This is a genomic window from Achromobacter colocynthidis (genome assembly GCF_057334535.1).
In genome coordinates this window covers 70,869-86,221 of the sequence record NZ_JBHFIZ010000035.1, presented here as the reverse complement: position 1 = coordinate 86,221, position 15,353 = coordinate 70,869, and the positions used below count along the sequence as shown (strand labels likewise).

Below are 15,353 nucleotides of genomic sequence, written 5' to 3'. Positions count from 1 at the left end.
CGCGCCCGCCATGAAAATCAAATGGTGGCCCTGGGGCATCCTGACCGCAATCTGCCTGATCCTGTTGCTGTTCTTCGTGCTGTATCCGCTAGGCGTGCTGTTCGGTAACAGCATCACCGGCCAGGACGGCGGTTTTTCGCTGGAAGGCTTCAAGGCATTGCTGGCCGATTCCCAATACCTGGAGGCGTTCGGCAACACGCTCATCCTGGGCCTGGCGGTCACCACCTGCACCGTGCTGGTGGGCGTGCCGTTCGCGTATCTGGTCGCGCGCTACGACTTTCCCTTGAAGAACCTGGTGGCGATCCTGCCTGTGCTGACCATCGTGATTCCCGAGATCATCGTGGGCCAGTCCTGGCTGCTGCTCTTGGGCAACAACGGCCTGCTGACCAATCTGCTGGGCGACGTGGGTATCTCGCTGCCGTCCTTCTACGGCTGGACGGGCATGGTGTTTTCCATGACGCTCGTCTACTACACCTACATTTATCTTGGCGTGCTGGCCGCGCTGCGCGGCTTTGATGGTCAGCTGGAAGAAGCCGGCCTCAGCCTGGGCACGCCGCCCTTGCTGACTCGCTTGCGCGTGCTGGTGCCGGTGCTGCTGCCAGCGGTGCTGGTAAACGCGCTGGTGGTGTTCACGCTGGTGGTCGGCAACTTTGCATTGGCGATGCTGCTGGGCAGCCGCGTGCCGCTGCTGTCGGTGATGACGTACAACACCTTCGTCAGCGAAATGGGCGGCAGCCCCACGCTGCAAAGCGCCATGTCGGTGGTGTCCATCGCCATTGTCGCCATCGTGCTGTTCATTCAGAAGCGCGTCGTCGAACGCAAGGTCTACACCATGACGCAAGGCCGCGCCCCGGCGGCGGTGCGCGTGCGGTCATGGACAGCCGTGCTGTATGCGGGTGGCGTGGGCATGGTGATCCTGGTGTCGATGCTGCCGCTCATCATCGTCTTCATCGCCGCCTTCACCAAGACCAGCGGGCCCGTCATGCAATGGGGTGAGTGGTCGCTGGCCAGCATGCAACGCGCCGTGCATGGCGCGCCAGAACCCATTTTGAATTCGCTGAAGTTCGCCTCGCTGGCCACCGTGCTGGGCGTGGCCTTCGCGGTGCTGGTCAGCTATCTGACGATCAAGAAGCGCAACGCGTTCACGCAGGTGCTGGACTACATCGTCGTGCTGCCGCTGACCATTTCCGGCACGGTGCTGGGCATTGCGCTGGTGCAGACCTTCAACACGGGCTGGCTGGTGCTGGCGGGGACGTCCGGGATCATGGTGCTGTGCTACACGGTGCGCCGGCTGCCATTCGCGGTGCGCAATGCGTCGTCGGTGCTATTCAACATTCCGGACTCGATCGAGGAAGCGTCGATCAGCCTGGGCGTGTCGCCACTGATGACGTTTTTCAAGGTGATCCTGCCCGCCATGAAGGCGTCGATCATATCGGCCGCGATCCTGATGTGGCTGACGACGATATCCGAGCTGTCGGCCTCCATCGTGGCCTACAGCGGCGGCCTGGAAACCATGCCCATCGCCATCTTCCGCCAGGTTGACGGCGGCAGGCTGGGCATGGCGTCGGCCTATGGCGCGGCGCTGGTCACGGTGATCGTGCTGCCCATCATCGTGTCGGTCAAGACGTTCCGCATCAAGCTGTTCTCCGGCAAATAACCCCCTCGACCCAAAGGCTCTCCATGCAACTCAAGCACTTGATCCAGACCAGCGTTTTGGCCGCCTCCCTGGCCGCCGGCGCCGCGCACGCGCAAAACGTCGTGCTCTATTCGTCGAACAACACGGAAACCATCGAGACCGCGCTAGAGGCCGTGAAGAAGACGAGCCCCAAGCTGAACGTGCAGCCCGTCACGGGTGGCACTGGCACGATGATGAAGCGCATCGAGGCCGAATCGCAGAATCCGCGCGGTGATCTTTTCTGGAGCGGCGGCTTTGGCACACTGGGCGCCTACCGCCAGCAATTGCAGCCGTACCGCCCCGCCGACCTGGACAAGATTCCCGCCGAGTTCCGTGGCCCCGATGACCTGTGGGTGGGCACGAACGTGCACGTGATGGTGATGATGGTCAACGAACGCCAGTTGAAGGGCCTGCCCGCGCCAGCCACCTGGTCGGACCTGATGCAGCCCCAATGGAAGAACAAGTTCGCCATTACCGACCCGTCCAAGAGCGGCACCGCGTACATGCTGGTGTACGGGCTGTACAAGCAGTTCGGCCAGCCCGGCCTGGACAAGATCGCGGCCAACGCCGTGGTCACCGCGTCGTCCGGCACCACCTACAAGGGCGTGGCCGCGGGCGAGTACGCGGTGGGCATGACGCTGGAATACGCCGCGCAGGAATACGTGGCGGGCGGGCAAAAGGAGATCAAGCTCGTCTATCCGAGCGAAGGCAGCTACTTGGCGCCGGAAGGCATGTTCATCATCAAGGGCGCCAAGAACCTGGACGCAGCGAAAGCCCTTTACGACGGGCTCTTGAGCAAGGAATCACAGGAAGCGCAGTTGGTGAAGAACTTTCGCCGCCCCACGCGCACAGACGTGGCCGTGGCCAGCCTGACCACCCTGCCCGACCTGAAGACCATCAAGATCTTCCCCGTCAGCCAGGAAGCGGCCGCCACCGACTATGAAACGGTGGTCGCGGCGTGGAACCAGGCGGTGGCCAAGGCGAAGTAATACCGGGGCCGGGGCCGGCCGGGCCGGGGCGTATCAGTCGCCCTGCACCATCCGGCCCGCGGCCAGCACAAGCTGACGGCCGCATCGGGCGGCCAACTGCGGGTCGTGCGTTACCAGCACCAGCGTGGTGCCGTGCTCGCGGTGCAGGTCGAACATCAGGTCGATGACGGTGACGCCCGTGGCGGCGGCCAGGCTGCCGGTGGGCTCATCGGCGAACAACAGGTCAGGCTGCACAACAAAGGCGCGCGCCAGCGACACCCGCTGCTGCTCGCCGCCCGACAAGGTGCGGGGGTAATGATGCAGACGCGCACCCAGTCCCACGCGCTCAAGCATGGCCTGCGCGGCCTCGCGCGCGGACTGCCCGGCCAGTTCCAGCGGCAGCATCACGTTTTCCAGCGCCGTCAGGTTGGGCAGCAACTGGAACGACTGGAACACGAAGCCCACATGATTGGCACGCAAGCGCGCGCGGCCGTCTTCATCCAGGGCGAACAGGTCGTGCCCGGCCAGATGCACGCTGCCCACGCTGGGAACATCCAGCCCGGCCAATAGTCCCAACAACGTGGACTTGCCCGAACCGGAGCTTCCGGTGATGGCGACGGCGCTGCCGGCCTGCACCGTAAAATCAATTCCTTCCAGGATAGACAGCGTCCCGCCGGCATCGGCTACCCGCTTGCCCAGCCCTTTCACCTCGATCGAATTCTTGCTATCCATGCGCCTATTTTCCCTTCTGCATCTAACGTCCGCCTTGGCGATTGCCGTCATGGCCCTTCCCGCCCACGCTCAGACCGCCCCGGCGGCCGAGGGTTCCGCATCGCGCACCTTGCTGGTGGTGGGCGACAGCCTGTCCGCCGAATACGGCATCAAGCGCGGCACGGGTTGGGTGCCCTTGCTGTCGGCGCGGGTTTCCGAACAATACCCCAAGTACCAGGTCGTCAATGCCAGCATCAGCGGCGACACCACCAGCGGCGGCATGGCGCGCCTGCCGGCGCTGCTGCGCCAGCACGCCCCCGCCGTGGTGGTGTTGGAACTGGGCGCCAATGATGCGTTGCGCGGCTTGCCATTGTCGATGACCGAGCAAAACCTGCGCGCCATGACGCAGGCCGCCAAGCAGGCCAAGGCGCAAGTGCTGATCGTGGGCATGCAGATTCCGCCCAACTACGGCCGCGATTACGCCCAGCGCTTCGCCCAACTGTTTTCCACGGTGGCCAAAGACGAAAAAGCCCGGCTCGTGCCCTTCCTGATGGAAGGTATTGCAACGAACCGGGCAATGTTCCAGGCTGACGGCATCCATCCTAACGAGGATGCCCAGCCCCAACTGCTGGACAACGTATGGCCGACGTTGCGGCCATTGCTGAACTAGGGCGGATCTACGGGCGGATCAGCCCTCTGCCTGCGGCTGATCGCCGCGAATGACCTCAGCGGCGCTGGGCAGTACTTGCACCTTGTACTGTTCACGCAGCATCTTCAGCATTGCTTCGATTTCGGCCTGACCCAGGCCGCCCGACAACTGCTGCGCCAGGCGGGCCTTGGCAGCCTCGTCAACCGTACCGGCTTCAACCTTTTCCAGGCGAACCAGCGTGTAGTCGTCGCCCGACTGAACACCGGCATAGCCCGGCAACGGCGTCGACGGCAGGCGCATCGCGGCGTCCACGACGGGTTGCGGCAGGTCCTTGGGATCCTGGCGCGAGATGACCACGGCAGGCGCGAAGCCTTCCGGCGCGGAGGACGGGTTGGCCTTGTCGGCAGCCAGCGCCGCTTCGCCGGCCTTCTTGGCGGCTTCGGCGGAACGCTCCTGGATCAAGCGGGAACGAATCGAATCGCTGACCTTGTCCAGGGGCGGCACGTGGGCCGGTTCCAGATTGGCGACGCGCACGGCCAGCATGACGGCGGGCGACAGTTCGATGACGCCGGAGTTCTGCTTTTCGCGCAGCACGTCGGGCGAGAACAGAATCTGGCGCACGCGCGGGTTGTCCAGCAGTTCGGCGTCGGGGCTGTCAGCGGCGGAACCCGGGCCTGCCTTGTCGGCGGGCAAGAGGCCTTCGCGGGTCACGCCCGAGGCGGTACGCAGCTTCAGGCCCACGGCGTCCGCGGCGGGTTGCAGGCTGTCGCGCTGGTCATAGACCTGCTTGTTCAACTGGCTGGCCATTTCCGAGAAATGCACGGCGGCAAGCTGCTTGCGCACTTCGCCGGTGATCTGGTCCTTGACCTCGGCCAGCGGCTTGATGGCAGCGGGCTGGATCTCGGTGACCTTGATGATGTGCAGGCCCAACGGGCTTTCCACAACACCCGACACCTGGTCCTTGGCTTGGCTGAAGATGGCCTTTTCCAGCGGGCCGGTCAACATGCCCGGCGCCAGCCAGCCCAGATCACCGCCCTTGGCGGCCGAACCCGCGTCTTGCGAATTCTTGGTGGCCAGTTCGGCAAACTTGGCCGGGTCGGCAGCCGCCTGCTTGGCCAGATCCTCGGCCTTGGCGCGCGCGGCCTTGCGGGCCTCTTCCGACGCGCCCGAGGGCAATTCAATCATGATGTGGCTGGCACGGCGGCGCTCGGGTTGACCAAAGCGGTTCTTGTTCTGCTCGTAGTAGGACGCCAGGTCTTCGTCCTTGACCTGGATGCCCTGCGTGGCGGCAGCTTCGTCCAGCACCAGGTATTGCACCTGAACCTGTTCGGGAATCTGCAGTTGCTGCTTGTTGGCGTCATACCAGGCCTGGATGTCGGCGGGCGACACGGTCACTTGCGAGCGATAGTCTTCAGCGGCAAAGCGGCGCAGTTGCACGGTGCGCTGCTGCGTCAATGCCGTTTCCAGCGAGGCCACGACTTCGGCGGGCGCGCCGGCGGACCCACCCACGGGATCCAGCACGCGGCCAACGGCCAGGTCACGGCGCAGGCCGGCTTCAAACGACGTCGGCGACATGCCTTGCGCCACCAGCACCTGGCGATAGCGTTCGGGCGAGAAGCGGCCGTTGTCCTGGAACTGGGGAATGGCAGCGATGGTGTTGCGCAGCGTTTCGTCGGACACCGTGAAGCGGTTGTCGACGGCAACGTTGGCCAGCAGCCGTTGGTTGATCAGCTGGTTCAGCAGGTTTTCGCGCAAGGCGGGCGTGTCAACGACGGCGGGGTCGAAGCGGGCGCCCTGGCGTTGCTGTATCTGCGCCAGTTGGTCGCGATGCGCCTGATCAAACTCGGCGCGCGAAATCGGCTGGCCGGCGACCGTCGCCAACTCAGGCTCCTGGCGCATGAAGCTGTCATAGCCTTGAATTCCGACGAGGAAGAAGGACGGCACAATCAGAAGCAGCAGGATGAGCTGCATCCAGCGCCGATGGCTGCGAATTAATTCGAACATGGAATCCCTGTTGCCGCGCTCCGGGGGTGTCCACCCGAAGCCGCACGAAAACGCAAAAAAAAGGGCGAACTGGATTCGCCCCATTCCCATACCGGTCAATACCGGATCAGCGGGCGGATTTTAGCATTTCTCACTCGCATGGGGCCTTTAGATTCTCTTCAGATTATTCCGGGCGGGCAGACGCGCTTGCCCTCCCCCGGGCCTATCCGCCGTCCACCGCGCCGTCCACCGCGCCGTCAGCCTGCCGATTGCCACGCTGTGGGGCCAGGCGCCCCGGGAATCGCCTGCCAAGAAGGAGTATCCTTGCAACCCTGTCCCCAAGAACCCCAAGCAACACCAAAATGACCGCAGAATTGCCCTCCTGGCCCTATTCCCGCTACATCGCGCACCGTGGCGGCGGCCGTCTGGCGCCGGAAAACACCTTGGCCGCCATGCGCGTGGGCGCCGCGCACGGGTTCACGATGTTCGAATACGACGTGAAGCTCAGCCGCGACAACGTGCTGGTGCTGATGCACGACGACAACGTCGACCGCACCTCCAACGGCACGGGCCCGGCGGCTGCCAAGCCCTACGCGGAACTGGCGCAACTGGACTTCGGGGCCTGGCATTCGGCTGCCTACGCGGGCGAACCGCTGCCCACCCTGGCCGCCGTGGCCCGTTACACGGTTGCCAACCACATCGCCAGCAACGTCGAAATCAAGCCCTGCCCCGGCCGCGAAGCCGAAACGGGCGCGGCCGTGGCGCTGGCCTGCAAGCAACTGTGGCAAGACGCCGGCACGCCCCCGCTGCTGTCGTCATTTGCCGAAGACGCCCTGCAAGCGGCGTTGGAAGCCGCCCCCGAATTGCCGCGCGCCCTGCTGGTGGAAAAGGTACCCGCCGACTGGTGCGAACGCCTTGCCAAGTACAAGTGCGTGGCGCTAAACATCAACCAACAAGACGCAACCCGCGAACTGATCGACGCCGTGCATGCCGCCGGCTATCGGATCGCGGCCTGGACCGTCAATGACCCCGAACGCGCCCGCTTGCTGCTGGACTGGGGCATCGACGGCATTTTCACCGACGAGCTGGCCGCGATCCGGCCCGCCGCCTGAGGCAGAACGCCCCGTGTTCAGTTACCGCCACGCCTTCCACGCCGGCAATCACGCCGACGTGCTCAAGCACGCCATCCTGGTCCACACCCTGGACTACTTCAACAAAAAAGACGCGCCCTATTGGGTCGTGGACACCCACGCCGGCGCCGGCCTCTACAACCTGGAGAGCGACTGGGCAAACAAGACGTCCGAATTCGAGGGCGGCATCGGCCGCCTCTGGGACGCCAAGGACCTGCCCCCGCTGTTGGCCGACTACGTTGCACGCATCCGCGACTACAACACCAATGGCCGCCTGAAGCGCTATCCCGGTTCGCCGTGGCTGGCGCTGGACGTGATGCGCCCGTCCGACCGTCTGCGCCTGTTCGAAATGCACCCGACCGAGATCGACACCCTGGTCGTCAACCTGGAACACCAGGGCCGCACGGCGCAGCGCCAGACCACCATCTACGGCGATGACGGCTTCGAGGGCGTGAAGGCCCTGCTGCCGCCGCCCACGCGCCGGGGCATGGTACTGATCGACCCGTCGTACGAAGACAAGCACGACTACCGCCGCACGCTGATTACCGTCAAGGAATGCGTGAAGCGCTTCGCCACCGGCACCATCGCCATCTGGTACCCGCTGGTGCAACGCCGCGAGGCCAGCGAAATGGCGCGCCATTTTGAAAACTTGAAGGTCAAGAGCTGGCTGCACGCCACGCTGACCGTCAAGAAGGCCACCATCGACGGCTACGGCCTGCACGGCAGCGGCATGTTCCTGATCAACCCGCCGTGGACCCTGCACGAAGGCTTGAAGCAGGCCATGCCCTACCTCGCCCGCGAGCTGGGCGAGGACGAACGCGCCGGCTTCACCCTGCAATACCGCGAAAACCCATTCCCGGTGCCGAAGAAGCAGTCGGACGACTAAGGGCGCCACGCATCAAAGACAATGGCCCGATCCTGATGGATCGGGCCATTTTTTATCGGGGCGGCGCAACCGCCTCTGCGGTCGAAACTGCGGAAGTCCCGCCTGGGTGCGGGGGGCCAGCGCCCCCCCTTGCCCACGTTAAACCGTCTCTTGTTCCGACGTCTCGTTGCGCAGCGATTCGCGAGCGGCGGCGAGTTTCGCGGCTGCGTCGCGCAGCGCCGTGCGCAGCCCCTCTTCGATGACGGGGTGGTAGAACGGCATTTCCAGCATGCGCGCCACGGTCAGCTCCTGCTGTACGGCCCAGGCCAGCAAGTGGCCGATGTGCTCGGCGCTGGGGCCGACCATTTCGGCGCCCAGGAAGCGGCCCGAGGCAATGTCGGCGTACACGTGCAGCATGCCCTTGTTCTTCAGCATGACCCGCGAACGGCCCTGGTCGCTGAAGTCCACTTCGCCCACCACGAAGGTGCCGGGGATCAGGCGGCCGTAGCCCTGGCCCGCCAAGGCAATCTGCGGATCGGAGAACACCACGGCCAACGGCGCGCGGCGCAGGCCCTTGCGAAGTTCCGGAAAGCGCGCGGCGTTTTCGCCGGCGATGCGGCCTTCGTCCGCGGCCTCGTGCAGCAAGGGTGCGTCGGCGTTGGCGTCTCCGGCGATGAAGATGGCGGAATCGCCGGCTTGCATCGTTTCGCGATCGAACACCGGCACGCCGTGCACGTTCAGTTCCAGCGACGTGTTTTCCAGGCCCAGGCCGTCCACGTTGGCGCGGCGGCCGGTCGCGCCCAGCGCGTAGTCGAAGCGTTCGATGCGCTCGCTGTTGTCCAGCGTGATATAGCGCACTTCCACCTCGTCACCCACCCGCGTGGTTTCCAGCACGCGAGCGTCCGGGTCCAGGTAGAAGTCGCGCTGGAAGATCTTGCGGGCGCTATGCCGCACTTGAGGGTCACTGATGCCACCCAGGCTGCCGCTGACGCCGAAGACGCGCACCTCGACGCCCAAACGCGCCAACGCCTGGCCCAGTTCCAACCCGATCACCCCAGGTCCGAACACCGCCACGCGGCGGGGCAGATCGTCCCAGGCGAAAACGTCGTCGTTCACCACCAGGCGATCGCCCAGCGTACGAAACGGCGGCGGCACCGAGGGCCGTGAACCGGTTGCGATGACCACGCGCGAGGCATGCACTTCCGTGTGCTCGTCCACTCGCAACACTGTGTCGGAGATAAAGCGCGCATAGCCGCGCAGCTTGTCTTCAGCGGGAATGTTCTCGACGCCTTCAAGCACGAAGCCCACGAAGCGGTCGCGTTCGCGCTTGACGCGGTCCATCACCTCGACGCCATCCACCGTGATCTCGCCGCCGACGTGTACGCCAAAGGCTTCGGTATGCGCCGCGTTATGGGCGGCTTCGGCGGCGGCGATCAGCAGCTTGGACGGCATGCAGCCGACACGAGCGCAAGTGGTGCCATAGGGGCCGCCTTCAATAATCAGCGCGCGCTTGCCCGCGGCTTTCGCGGCGCGATAAGCGGCCAGACCGGCCGTGCCGGCGCCGATGACAGCGATATCGGTATGCAGAGTTTTCATGACTGTGGGTTCCCCTGTTGCGGGTAGCAAGAAGAATTCAAAGGCGAGTTCCGCCTTGTTGCGCATCCTCGGGACGAACACCGTCCGGCGACACCGGTAAAGGGCCGCATAAGGCATGCATTAAGGGTGCGTAAAAAGGGAAGCTCGTGCCGGAAAAAACCAGGCGGTCAACTTGCAACCGCCTGACTTCACCGGCCGGGCGCGGGGCTTGCCCCTGCCCGGCCGCCAGCCTTTAGGCGAAATGCGCCTTCAGGTCTTCCAGGCCGCCGATCAGCGCGCCATTGATGAACACCTGGGGAGCGGTGCCCTTGCCGGACACCGCGCCGATCACACGGCCACGGACCTTGTTTTCCAGCGGGATTTCGATCGGGGCATAGCCCTTTTCGTCCAGCAGCGCCTTGGCTTCCACGCAGAACGGGCAGCCCGGCTTGGAGAACACGACCACCTGGTCAGGCTTCTTGGCCGTCGGCGCGATGTGCGCCAGCATCGTGTCGGCGTCCGACACTTCAAACGGGTCGCCTTCCTTTTCGGGTTCGATGAACATCTTCTGCACGACGCCGTCCTTCACCAGCATCGCATAGCGCCAGCTACGCTTGCCGAAGCCCAGGTCGCTCTTGTCGACGAGCATGCCCATGCCTTCCGTGAAGGCGCCGTTACCGTCGGGCAGCAAGGTGATGTTGGCCGATTCCTGGTCCTTGGCCCATTCGTTCATGACGAAGGTGTCGTTGACCGACACGCAGACGATGCTGTCGACGCCGGCGGCAAAGAACGCGGGGGCCAGTTCGTTGTAGCGCGGCAGGTGGGTGGACGAGCAGGTCGGCGTGAAAGCGCCGGGAAGCGAGAAGACGACAACCGTCTTGTTCTTGAACAGATCGTCGGTCGTGACCTTCTTCCACGTGTTGTCCTCACGGACGGGGAACGTTACGTTCGGAACACGTTGGCCTTCGCGGTTTTGCAGCATTCAAATCTCTCCTTGGGTAGCGGGGTTTGTTTAACCACCATGGAAAGAATCATAAACGCCAGCTATCAATAAAACAAATTTAATAAACTAAATTGATCGATAGCATTTAACAATGAAAGAATCGATTTCGGAAAGCGGCATCTATCATAGCCGCCTTCCGATCTTCGGACGTGACTTACACCCGGGCCGGCTCGTAACCCGCTTCGCGGATGGCGGCTTCGACCTTATCGGCCTGATCCGTGCCCGTCACCGTGACGCGGTGCGACGCCACGTCGGCAGCGACCGTGGCGCCGGGAACGGCCTGGTTTACCGCGCTGGTAATGCTCTTGACGCAGTGGCCGCAGGTCATGTCGGGGACTTGGAATTCGATGCTCATGGTTGTTTTCCTCAAGATCAGCGTTGGCGGATGCAGAATTTGACCCGCCATGACACGCAGCTTAAACATTCCCATCATGTCAAGGTCAAGCGTAAAATTGCGCCTTGACCTTCCCACGATGGGAAGGATGAAACTGCAAGCTCACCCCCAAACACGAGAATCGCCATGAGCGTTGCCAGCCCCTCAACCACCCAATTGGAACTCGCCATTGAAGGCATGACGTGCGCGTCGTGCGTGAAGCGCGTGGAAAAGGCCCTGACCCATGTTCCCGGCGTGGCCCAGGCCCAGGTCAACCTGGCCACCGAGCGCGCGCTGGTGTCCTACGACCCGGATTCCGCCCAACCCCAGGCCTTGGTGGATGCCGTGGTCAAGATGGGCTACGAGGCCCGCCCCATCGCCGCGCAAGACGACCCCGCTGAACGCCAGTCGCAAGCGCGCGACGCCGAAGCGCAGCGCCTGCAACGGGCGTTCACCGTGGCGCTGGTGCTGACCTTGCCCGTGTTTGCGCTGGAAATGGGATCGCACTTGATTCCGGCCCTGCACCATTGGGTGTTGGGCACCATCGGCCAGCAAAACAGTTGGCTGCTTCAATTCGTGCTGACCACCGCCGTCCTGGTCTGGCCCGGCCGCCAATTCTTCACCAAGGGGCTGACCGCGCTATGGCGGCGCGCGCCCGAGATGAATTCGCTGGTGGCCTTGGGCGCGGGCGCCGCCTGGGGGTATTCGGTGGTGGCCACCTTTGCACCCGCCTGGCTGCCCGAGGCCGCGCGCAACGTCTACTTTGAAGCCGCCGCCGTCATCGTTACCTTGATCTTGCTGGGGCGCACATTGGAAGCACGCGCCAAGGGCAAGACCGGCGCGGCCATCAAGCGCCTGATCGGCTTGCAGCCGCGCACGGCGCGCGTCATGCGCGACGGTCAGGCCGTGGATGTCGAGATCGAAAAGGTCAATACGGGCGACATCGTGCTGGTGCGCCCCGGCGAGAAAATCCCGCTGGACGGCGACGTCATCGAAGGCAGTTCGTATGTCGACGAGTCCATGCTTACGGGCGAACCCGTGCCGGTTGAAAAGCAGCCCGGCATGCAAGCCACCGGCGGCACCCTGAACACCTCGGGCAGCTTCACGCTGCGCGTCACTCATACCGGCGCCGACACGATGCTGGCCCGCATCATCCGCATGGTGGAATCGGCCCAAGGCGCGCGACTGCCGATCCAGGCGCTGGTGGACCAGGTCACCGCCTGGTTCGTGCCCGCCGTGATGGCGGCCGCCCTGCTGACTTTTGTAGTCTGGTTCTTCTTCGGCCCCTCGCCCGCCCTGTCGCACGCGCTGGTCAACGCGGTGGCCGTGCTGATCATTGCCTGCCCTTGCGCCATGGGGCTGGCCACGCCCACGTCCATCATGGTGGGCACGGGCCGCGCGGCTGAAATGGGCGTGCTGTTCCGTCAGGGCGACGCCTTGCAAACCCTGCGCGACGTCAATGTGGTGGCGTTTGACAAGACCGGCACGCTGACACTCGGCAAGCCCACGCTGACCGAACTGGAACCCGCCGCCGGCCATGACGGCCCGCAGGTGCTGCAATGGGTTGCTTCGGTACAAGCGCGTTCCGAGCATCCCATTGCGCTGGCCATCGTGGCTGCCGCCGAGGAACGCAAGCTCGCGCTGTTGCCGGCCGAGGGCTTTGCCGCCATCACGGGCGCGGGTGTCGAAGCCCGCGTGGCGGGCCGCAGCGTGTTGGCGGGGGCCGCGCGGCTGATGGCCGAACGGGGCGTCGACGTCAGTGCATTCGGCGCGCGTGCCACGGACTGGGGCAATGAAGGCAAGACGCCCATCTACGTGGCGATCGACGGCCAGGCCGCCGCCATGATGGCGGTGACGGACCCGATCAAGCCGTCCGCCGTTTCCGCCATCGCCGCGCTGCATGCGCAGGGCCTGAAGACGGCCATGATCACCGGCGATAACCGTTACACGGCGGCGGCCGTCGCGCGCCAATTGGGTATCGACGAAGTGCGCGCGGAAGTGTTGCCGGACGGCAAGGTGCAAGCCATCAGCACGCTGCGCGAAGGCGGCCGCAAGGTGGCGTTTGTGGGCGATGGCATCAACGACGCGCCCGCGCTTGCCGCCGCCGACACCGGCATCGCGATCGGTACCGGCACGGACGTTGCGATTGAAGCGGCCTCGGTGGTGTTGATGGCCGACGACCTGCACGGCGTGCCCAACGCCATCGCGCTCAGCCGCGCAACTTTGGCAAACATCCGCCAGAACCTGTTCTGGGCGTTTGCCTACAACGCCGCGCTGATACCGCTGGCGGCCGGCGCCTTGTATCCCGCGTTTGGTCTGTCGCTATCGCCCATTTTCGCGGCGGGCGCGATGGCCCTGTCCAGCGTCTTCGTGCTGGGCAATGCGCTGCGTTTGAAGGCGTTCCGGCCGCATGCCGGCCGTGCCTGATTCCAGGAGCCTCAACATGAATATCGGCGAAGCAGCAAAAAGCTCCGGCATTTCGGCCAAGATGATCCGCTACTACGAAAGTATCGGCCTGATCGGCCCCGCGACGCGCACGGACTCGGGCTATCGCGTCTACACCGACCAGGACCTGCACACGCTGCGCTTCGTGCGGCGCGCGCGGGATCTGGGGTTTTCGGTGGAGCAGATGAACGAATTGCTGGCCTTGTGGAAGGACCGCAGCCGCGCCAGCGCCGACGTCAAGCGCATTGCGCTGGAGCATGTAGAGGAACTGGAGCGCAAGGCAGAAGCCCTGCGCGACATGGCCGCGACGCTCAAGCATCTGGCGCAGCACTGCCATGGCGATGACCGGCCCAACTGCCCGATTTTGGAAAACCTGGGCCGGTCGCACTGAGGCCTGGGCGAAGGCTCGCGCAGAGGCCCGCGCTAGGGCCCACGCACAGGCCCACGCCAAGACAACGTTACGGCGTCTCCGCGGCCTCGCCCGCCTCTGCCGCCTCGGCTGCGACGCGCGCATGGTAGGCGTCAGTGGCGGCCTGCTTGGCGGCCGCCTTTTCAGCGGCGGCGGCGGCTTTGGCTTCTTCCGCCGCGATGGCGTCGGCTTCGGCCTGGATTGCGCGCTGGCGAGCCCGTTCCTTTACCTCAGCCACGCCGGCGGCATCCAGCGATTCAAACACGGCGATGGATTCCACATGGCCCGTGTGCGGGAACATGTTGATCACGCCCGCGCTCTTCAGCACAAAGCCGCCTTCGTGCACCAGGATGGCGGCATCGCGCGCCAGCGTTGCCGGGTTACAGGACACGTAGACGATGCGGCGCGGCCGTTCTTCCACCGTCAGTTCAGACAGCGCTTGCGACACCGCATGCGCGCCTTCGCGCGGCGGGTCGATCAGCATGCGGTCGAAGTAACCCAGGCTGCGCAGCCAATGCGCGTCAACCTCGAACAGGTTCAGCGTGGCGAAGCTGGTGCGTTCGCCCAGACCATGGCGCGACGCCGCGTCGAAGGCGCGGTCGGTCAAGGCCTTGCTGCCCTCTACGCCCACCGCTTCGCGGCCTTGCGTGGCCAGCGGCAAGGTGAAATTGCCCAGGCCGCAGAACAGATCGGCCACGCGGTCGGTGGGCTGCACGTCAAGCAGCTTCAGCGCGCGCGACACCATCGAACGGTTGATGGCATGGTTGACCTGCGTGAAATCGGTGGGCCGATACGGCATGCGCAGCCCGAATTCCGGCATCGTGTAGGACAGGGCATCGGCGTGCTCGGGCTCTAGCGGATGCACGGTTTCCGGGCCCTTCGACTGCAACCACCACTGCACGTTGTGCTCGGCGGCGAAGGCGCGCAGGATGGCGATGTCGCCATCGGTCAAGGGCAGCAGATGGCGCAGCACCAGGGCGGTGACGCCGTCGCCCAGCGACACTTCAATCTGCGGCATGCGGTCGGGCGCCGACATGGCCCCGATCATGGCGCGCAGCGGCATCAGCAGGTCGCTGACGTGGCGCGGCAGCACGTGGCATTCACGCATGTCGGCCACATAGCTGCTCTTGCGCTCGTGAAAGCCCACCAGCACCCCGCCCTTCTTCGGCACCACACGCACCGACAGGCGGGCGCGGTAGCGGTAGCCCCAGGTCGGGCCCTGCAACGGCGGCAGCACCAGCGCCGGACGCAGCTTGCCGACGTGCCAGAAGGTGTCTTCCAGCGAACGTTGCTTGATAGCCACCTGCGTGCTGGGTTCCAGGTGCTGCATGGCACAGCCCCCACAGACGCCAAAGTGCGGGCAGCGCGGCACGACGCGCTGCGACGAGGGTCGCAGCACCTCATCCACGCGCGCAATCTCGTAAGACGGCTTGCGGCGCAGCGTGACGGTGGTGACCCGTTCGCCCGGCAAGGCGCCTTCCACGAATACCACTTTCCCGTCGCGGCGGGCGATTCCCCTGGCTTCCAGATCCAGGGACTCGATACTCAAAACGTCTGACATCTCACG

At 64.8% G+C, this 15,353-nt stretch carries 13 protein-coding genes; 7 read left to right on the top strand and 6 right to left on the bottom strand.

Annotation, left to right across the window (positions count from 1 at the left end):
- The first annotated feature begins 10 nt into the window (after window positions 1-10).
- Both ACE04A_RS16220 and ACE04A_RS16215 read left to right on the top strand, forming a co-directional pair.
- A complete protein-coding gene (locus ACE04A_RS16220; protein WP_448718746.1) occupies window positions 11-1,657 on the top strand; it encodes an ABC transporter permease in 1,647 nt (548 codons plus the stop codon).
- A gap of 23 nt (window positions 1,658-1,680) precedes the next feature.
- Window positions 1,681-2,664, top strand: a complete 984-nt coding sequence (locus tag ACE04A_RS16215) for an ABC transporter substrate-binding protein (protein WP_279996138.1) — start codon at window positions 1,681-1,683, stop codon at window positions 2,662-2,664.
- Window positions 2,665-2,697: 33 nt separating this feature from the next.
- On the opposite strand, the gene ACE04A_RS16210 is transcribed toward ACE04A_RS16215, so the two are convergent.
- A complete protein-coding gene (locus ACE04A_RS16210; protein ID WP_485820301.1) occupies window positions 2,698-3,375 on the bottom strand; it encodes an ABC transporter ATP-binding protein in 678 nt (225 codons plus the stop codon).
- Between ACE04A_RS16210 and ACE04A_RS16205 the strand changes: the two genes are divergently transcribed.
- Complete coding sequence (locus tag ACE04A_RS16205; protein WP_259247883.1) at window positions 3,374-4,024, top strand: arylesterase; 651 nt, start codon at window positions 3,374-3,376, stop codon at window positions 4,022-4,024. The genes ACE04A_RS16210 and ACE04A_RS16205 overlap by 2 nt on opposite strands.
- Before the next feature lie 18 nt (window positions 4,025-4,042).
- Here ACE04A_RS16205 and ACE04A_RS16200 read toward each other — a convergent pair whose 3' ends face one another.
- Complete coding sequence (locus tag ACE04A_RS16200) at window positions 4,043-6,007, bottom strand: SurA N-terminal domain-containing protein (RefSeq protein ID WP_448718745.1); 1,965 nt, start codon at window positions 6,005-6,007, stop codon at window positions 4,043-4,045.
- A 341-nt stretch (window positions 6,008-6,348) separates the two neighbouring features.
- Here ACE04A_RS16200 and ugpQ point away from each other — a divergent pair, with 341 nt between their 5' ends.
- Window positions 6,349-7,098 (top strand): glycerophosphodiester phosphodiesterase, encoded by a 750-nt coding sequence (ugpQ, locus tag ACE04A_RS16195; RefSeq protein ID WP_448718744.1) that lies wholly within the window; start codon window positions 6,349-6,351, stop codon window positions 7,096-7,098.
- 13 nt (window positions 7,099-7,111) lie between these two features.
- Entirely contained in the window at window positions 7,112-8,002 is an 891-nt protein-coding gene (locus tag ACE04A_RS16190) for a 23S rRNA (adenine(2030)-N(6))-methyltransferase RlmJ (RefSeq protein ID WP_100855921.1), read from the top strand.
- 138 nt (window positions 8,003-8,140) lie between these two features.
- Here ACE04A_RS16190 and ACE04A_RS16185 read toward each other — a convergent pair whose 3' ends face one another.
- The 3 genes from ACE04A_RS16185 to ACE04A_RS16175 all read right to left on the bottom strand — a co-directional run bounded on the left by ACE04A_RS16185 (window position 8,141) and on the right by ACE04A_RS16175 (window position 10,914).
- Window positions 8,141-9,577: a dihydrolipoyl dehydrogenase gene (locus tag ACE04A_RS16185; protein WP_485820300.1), complete on the bottom strand. Its 1,437-nt coding sequence runs from the start codon at window positions 9,575-9,577 to the stop codon at window positions 8,141-8,143.
- Window positions 9,578-9,809: 232 nt separating this feature from the next.
- Entirely contained in the window at window positions 9,810-10,538 is a 729-nt protein-coding gene (locus ACE04A_RS16180) for a glutathione peroxidase (protein ID WP_100855924.1), read from the bottom strand.
- A 175-nt stretch (window positions 10,539-10,713) separates the two neighbouring features.
- Entirely contained in the window at window positions 10,714-10,914 is a 201-nt protein-coding gene (locus tag ACE04A_RS16175) for a heavy-metal-associated domain-containing protein (protein ID WP_050446927.1), read from the bottom strand.
- A 165-nt stretch (window positions 10,915-11,079) separates the two neighbouring features.
- Here ACE04A_RS16175 and ACE04A_RS16170 point away from each other — a divergent pair, with 165 nt between their 5' ends.
- On the top strand, window positions 11,080-13,359 hold the full coding sequence (locus ACE04A_RS16170; RefSeq protein ID WP_485820299.1) for a heavy metal translocating P-type ATPase: 2,280 nt from the start codon (window positions 11,080-11,082) through the stop codon (window positions 13,357-13,359).
- 16 nt (window positions 13,360-13,375) lie between these two features.
- A complete protein-coding gene (cueR, locus tag ACE04A_RS16165; RefSeq protein WP_100855927.1) occupies window positions 13,376-13,768 on the top strand; it encodes a Cu(I)-responsive transcriptional regulator in 393 nt (130 codons plus the stop codon).
- Between the two features lie 67 nt (window positions 13,769-13,835).
- Here the strand turns inward: cueR and rlmD are convergent, their stop codons facing one another.
- A complete protein-coding gene (gene rlmD / locus ACE04A_RS16160; protein ID WP_259247909.1) occupies window positions 13,836-15,347 on the bottom strand; it encodes a 23S rRNA (uracil(1939)-C(5))-methyltransferase RlmD in 1,512 nt (503 codons plus the stop codon).
- Window positions 15,348-15,353: the final 6 nt, after the last annotated feature.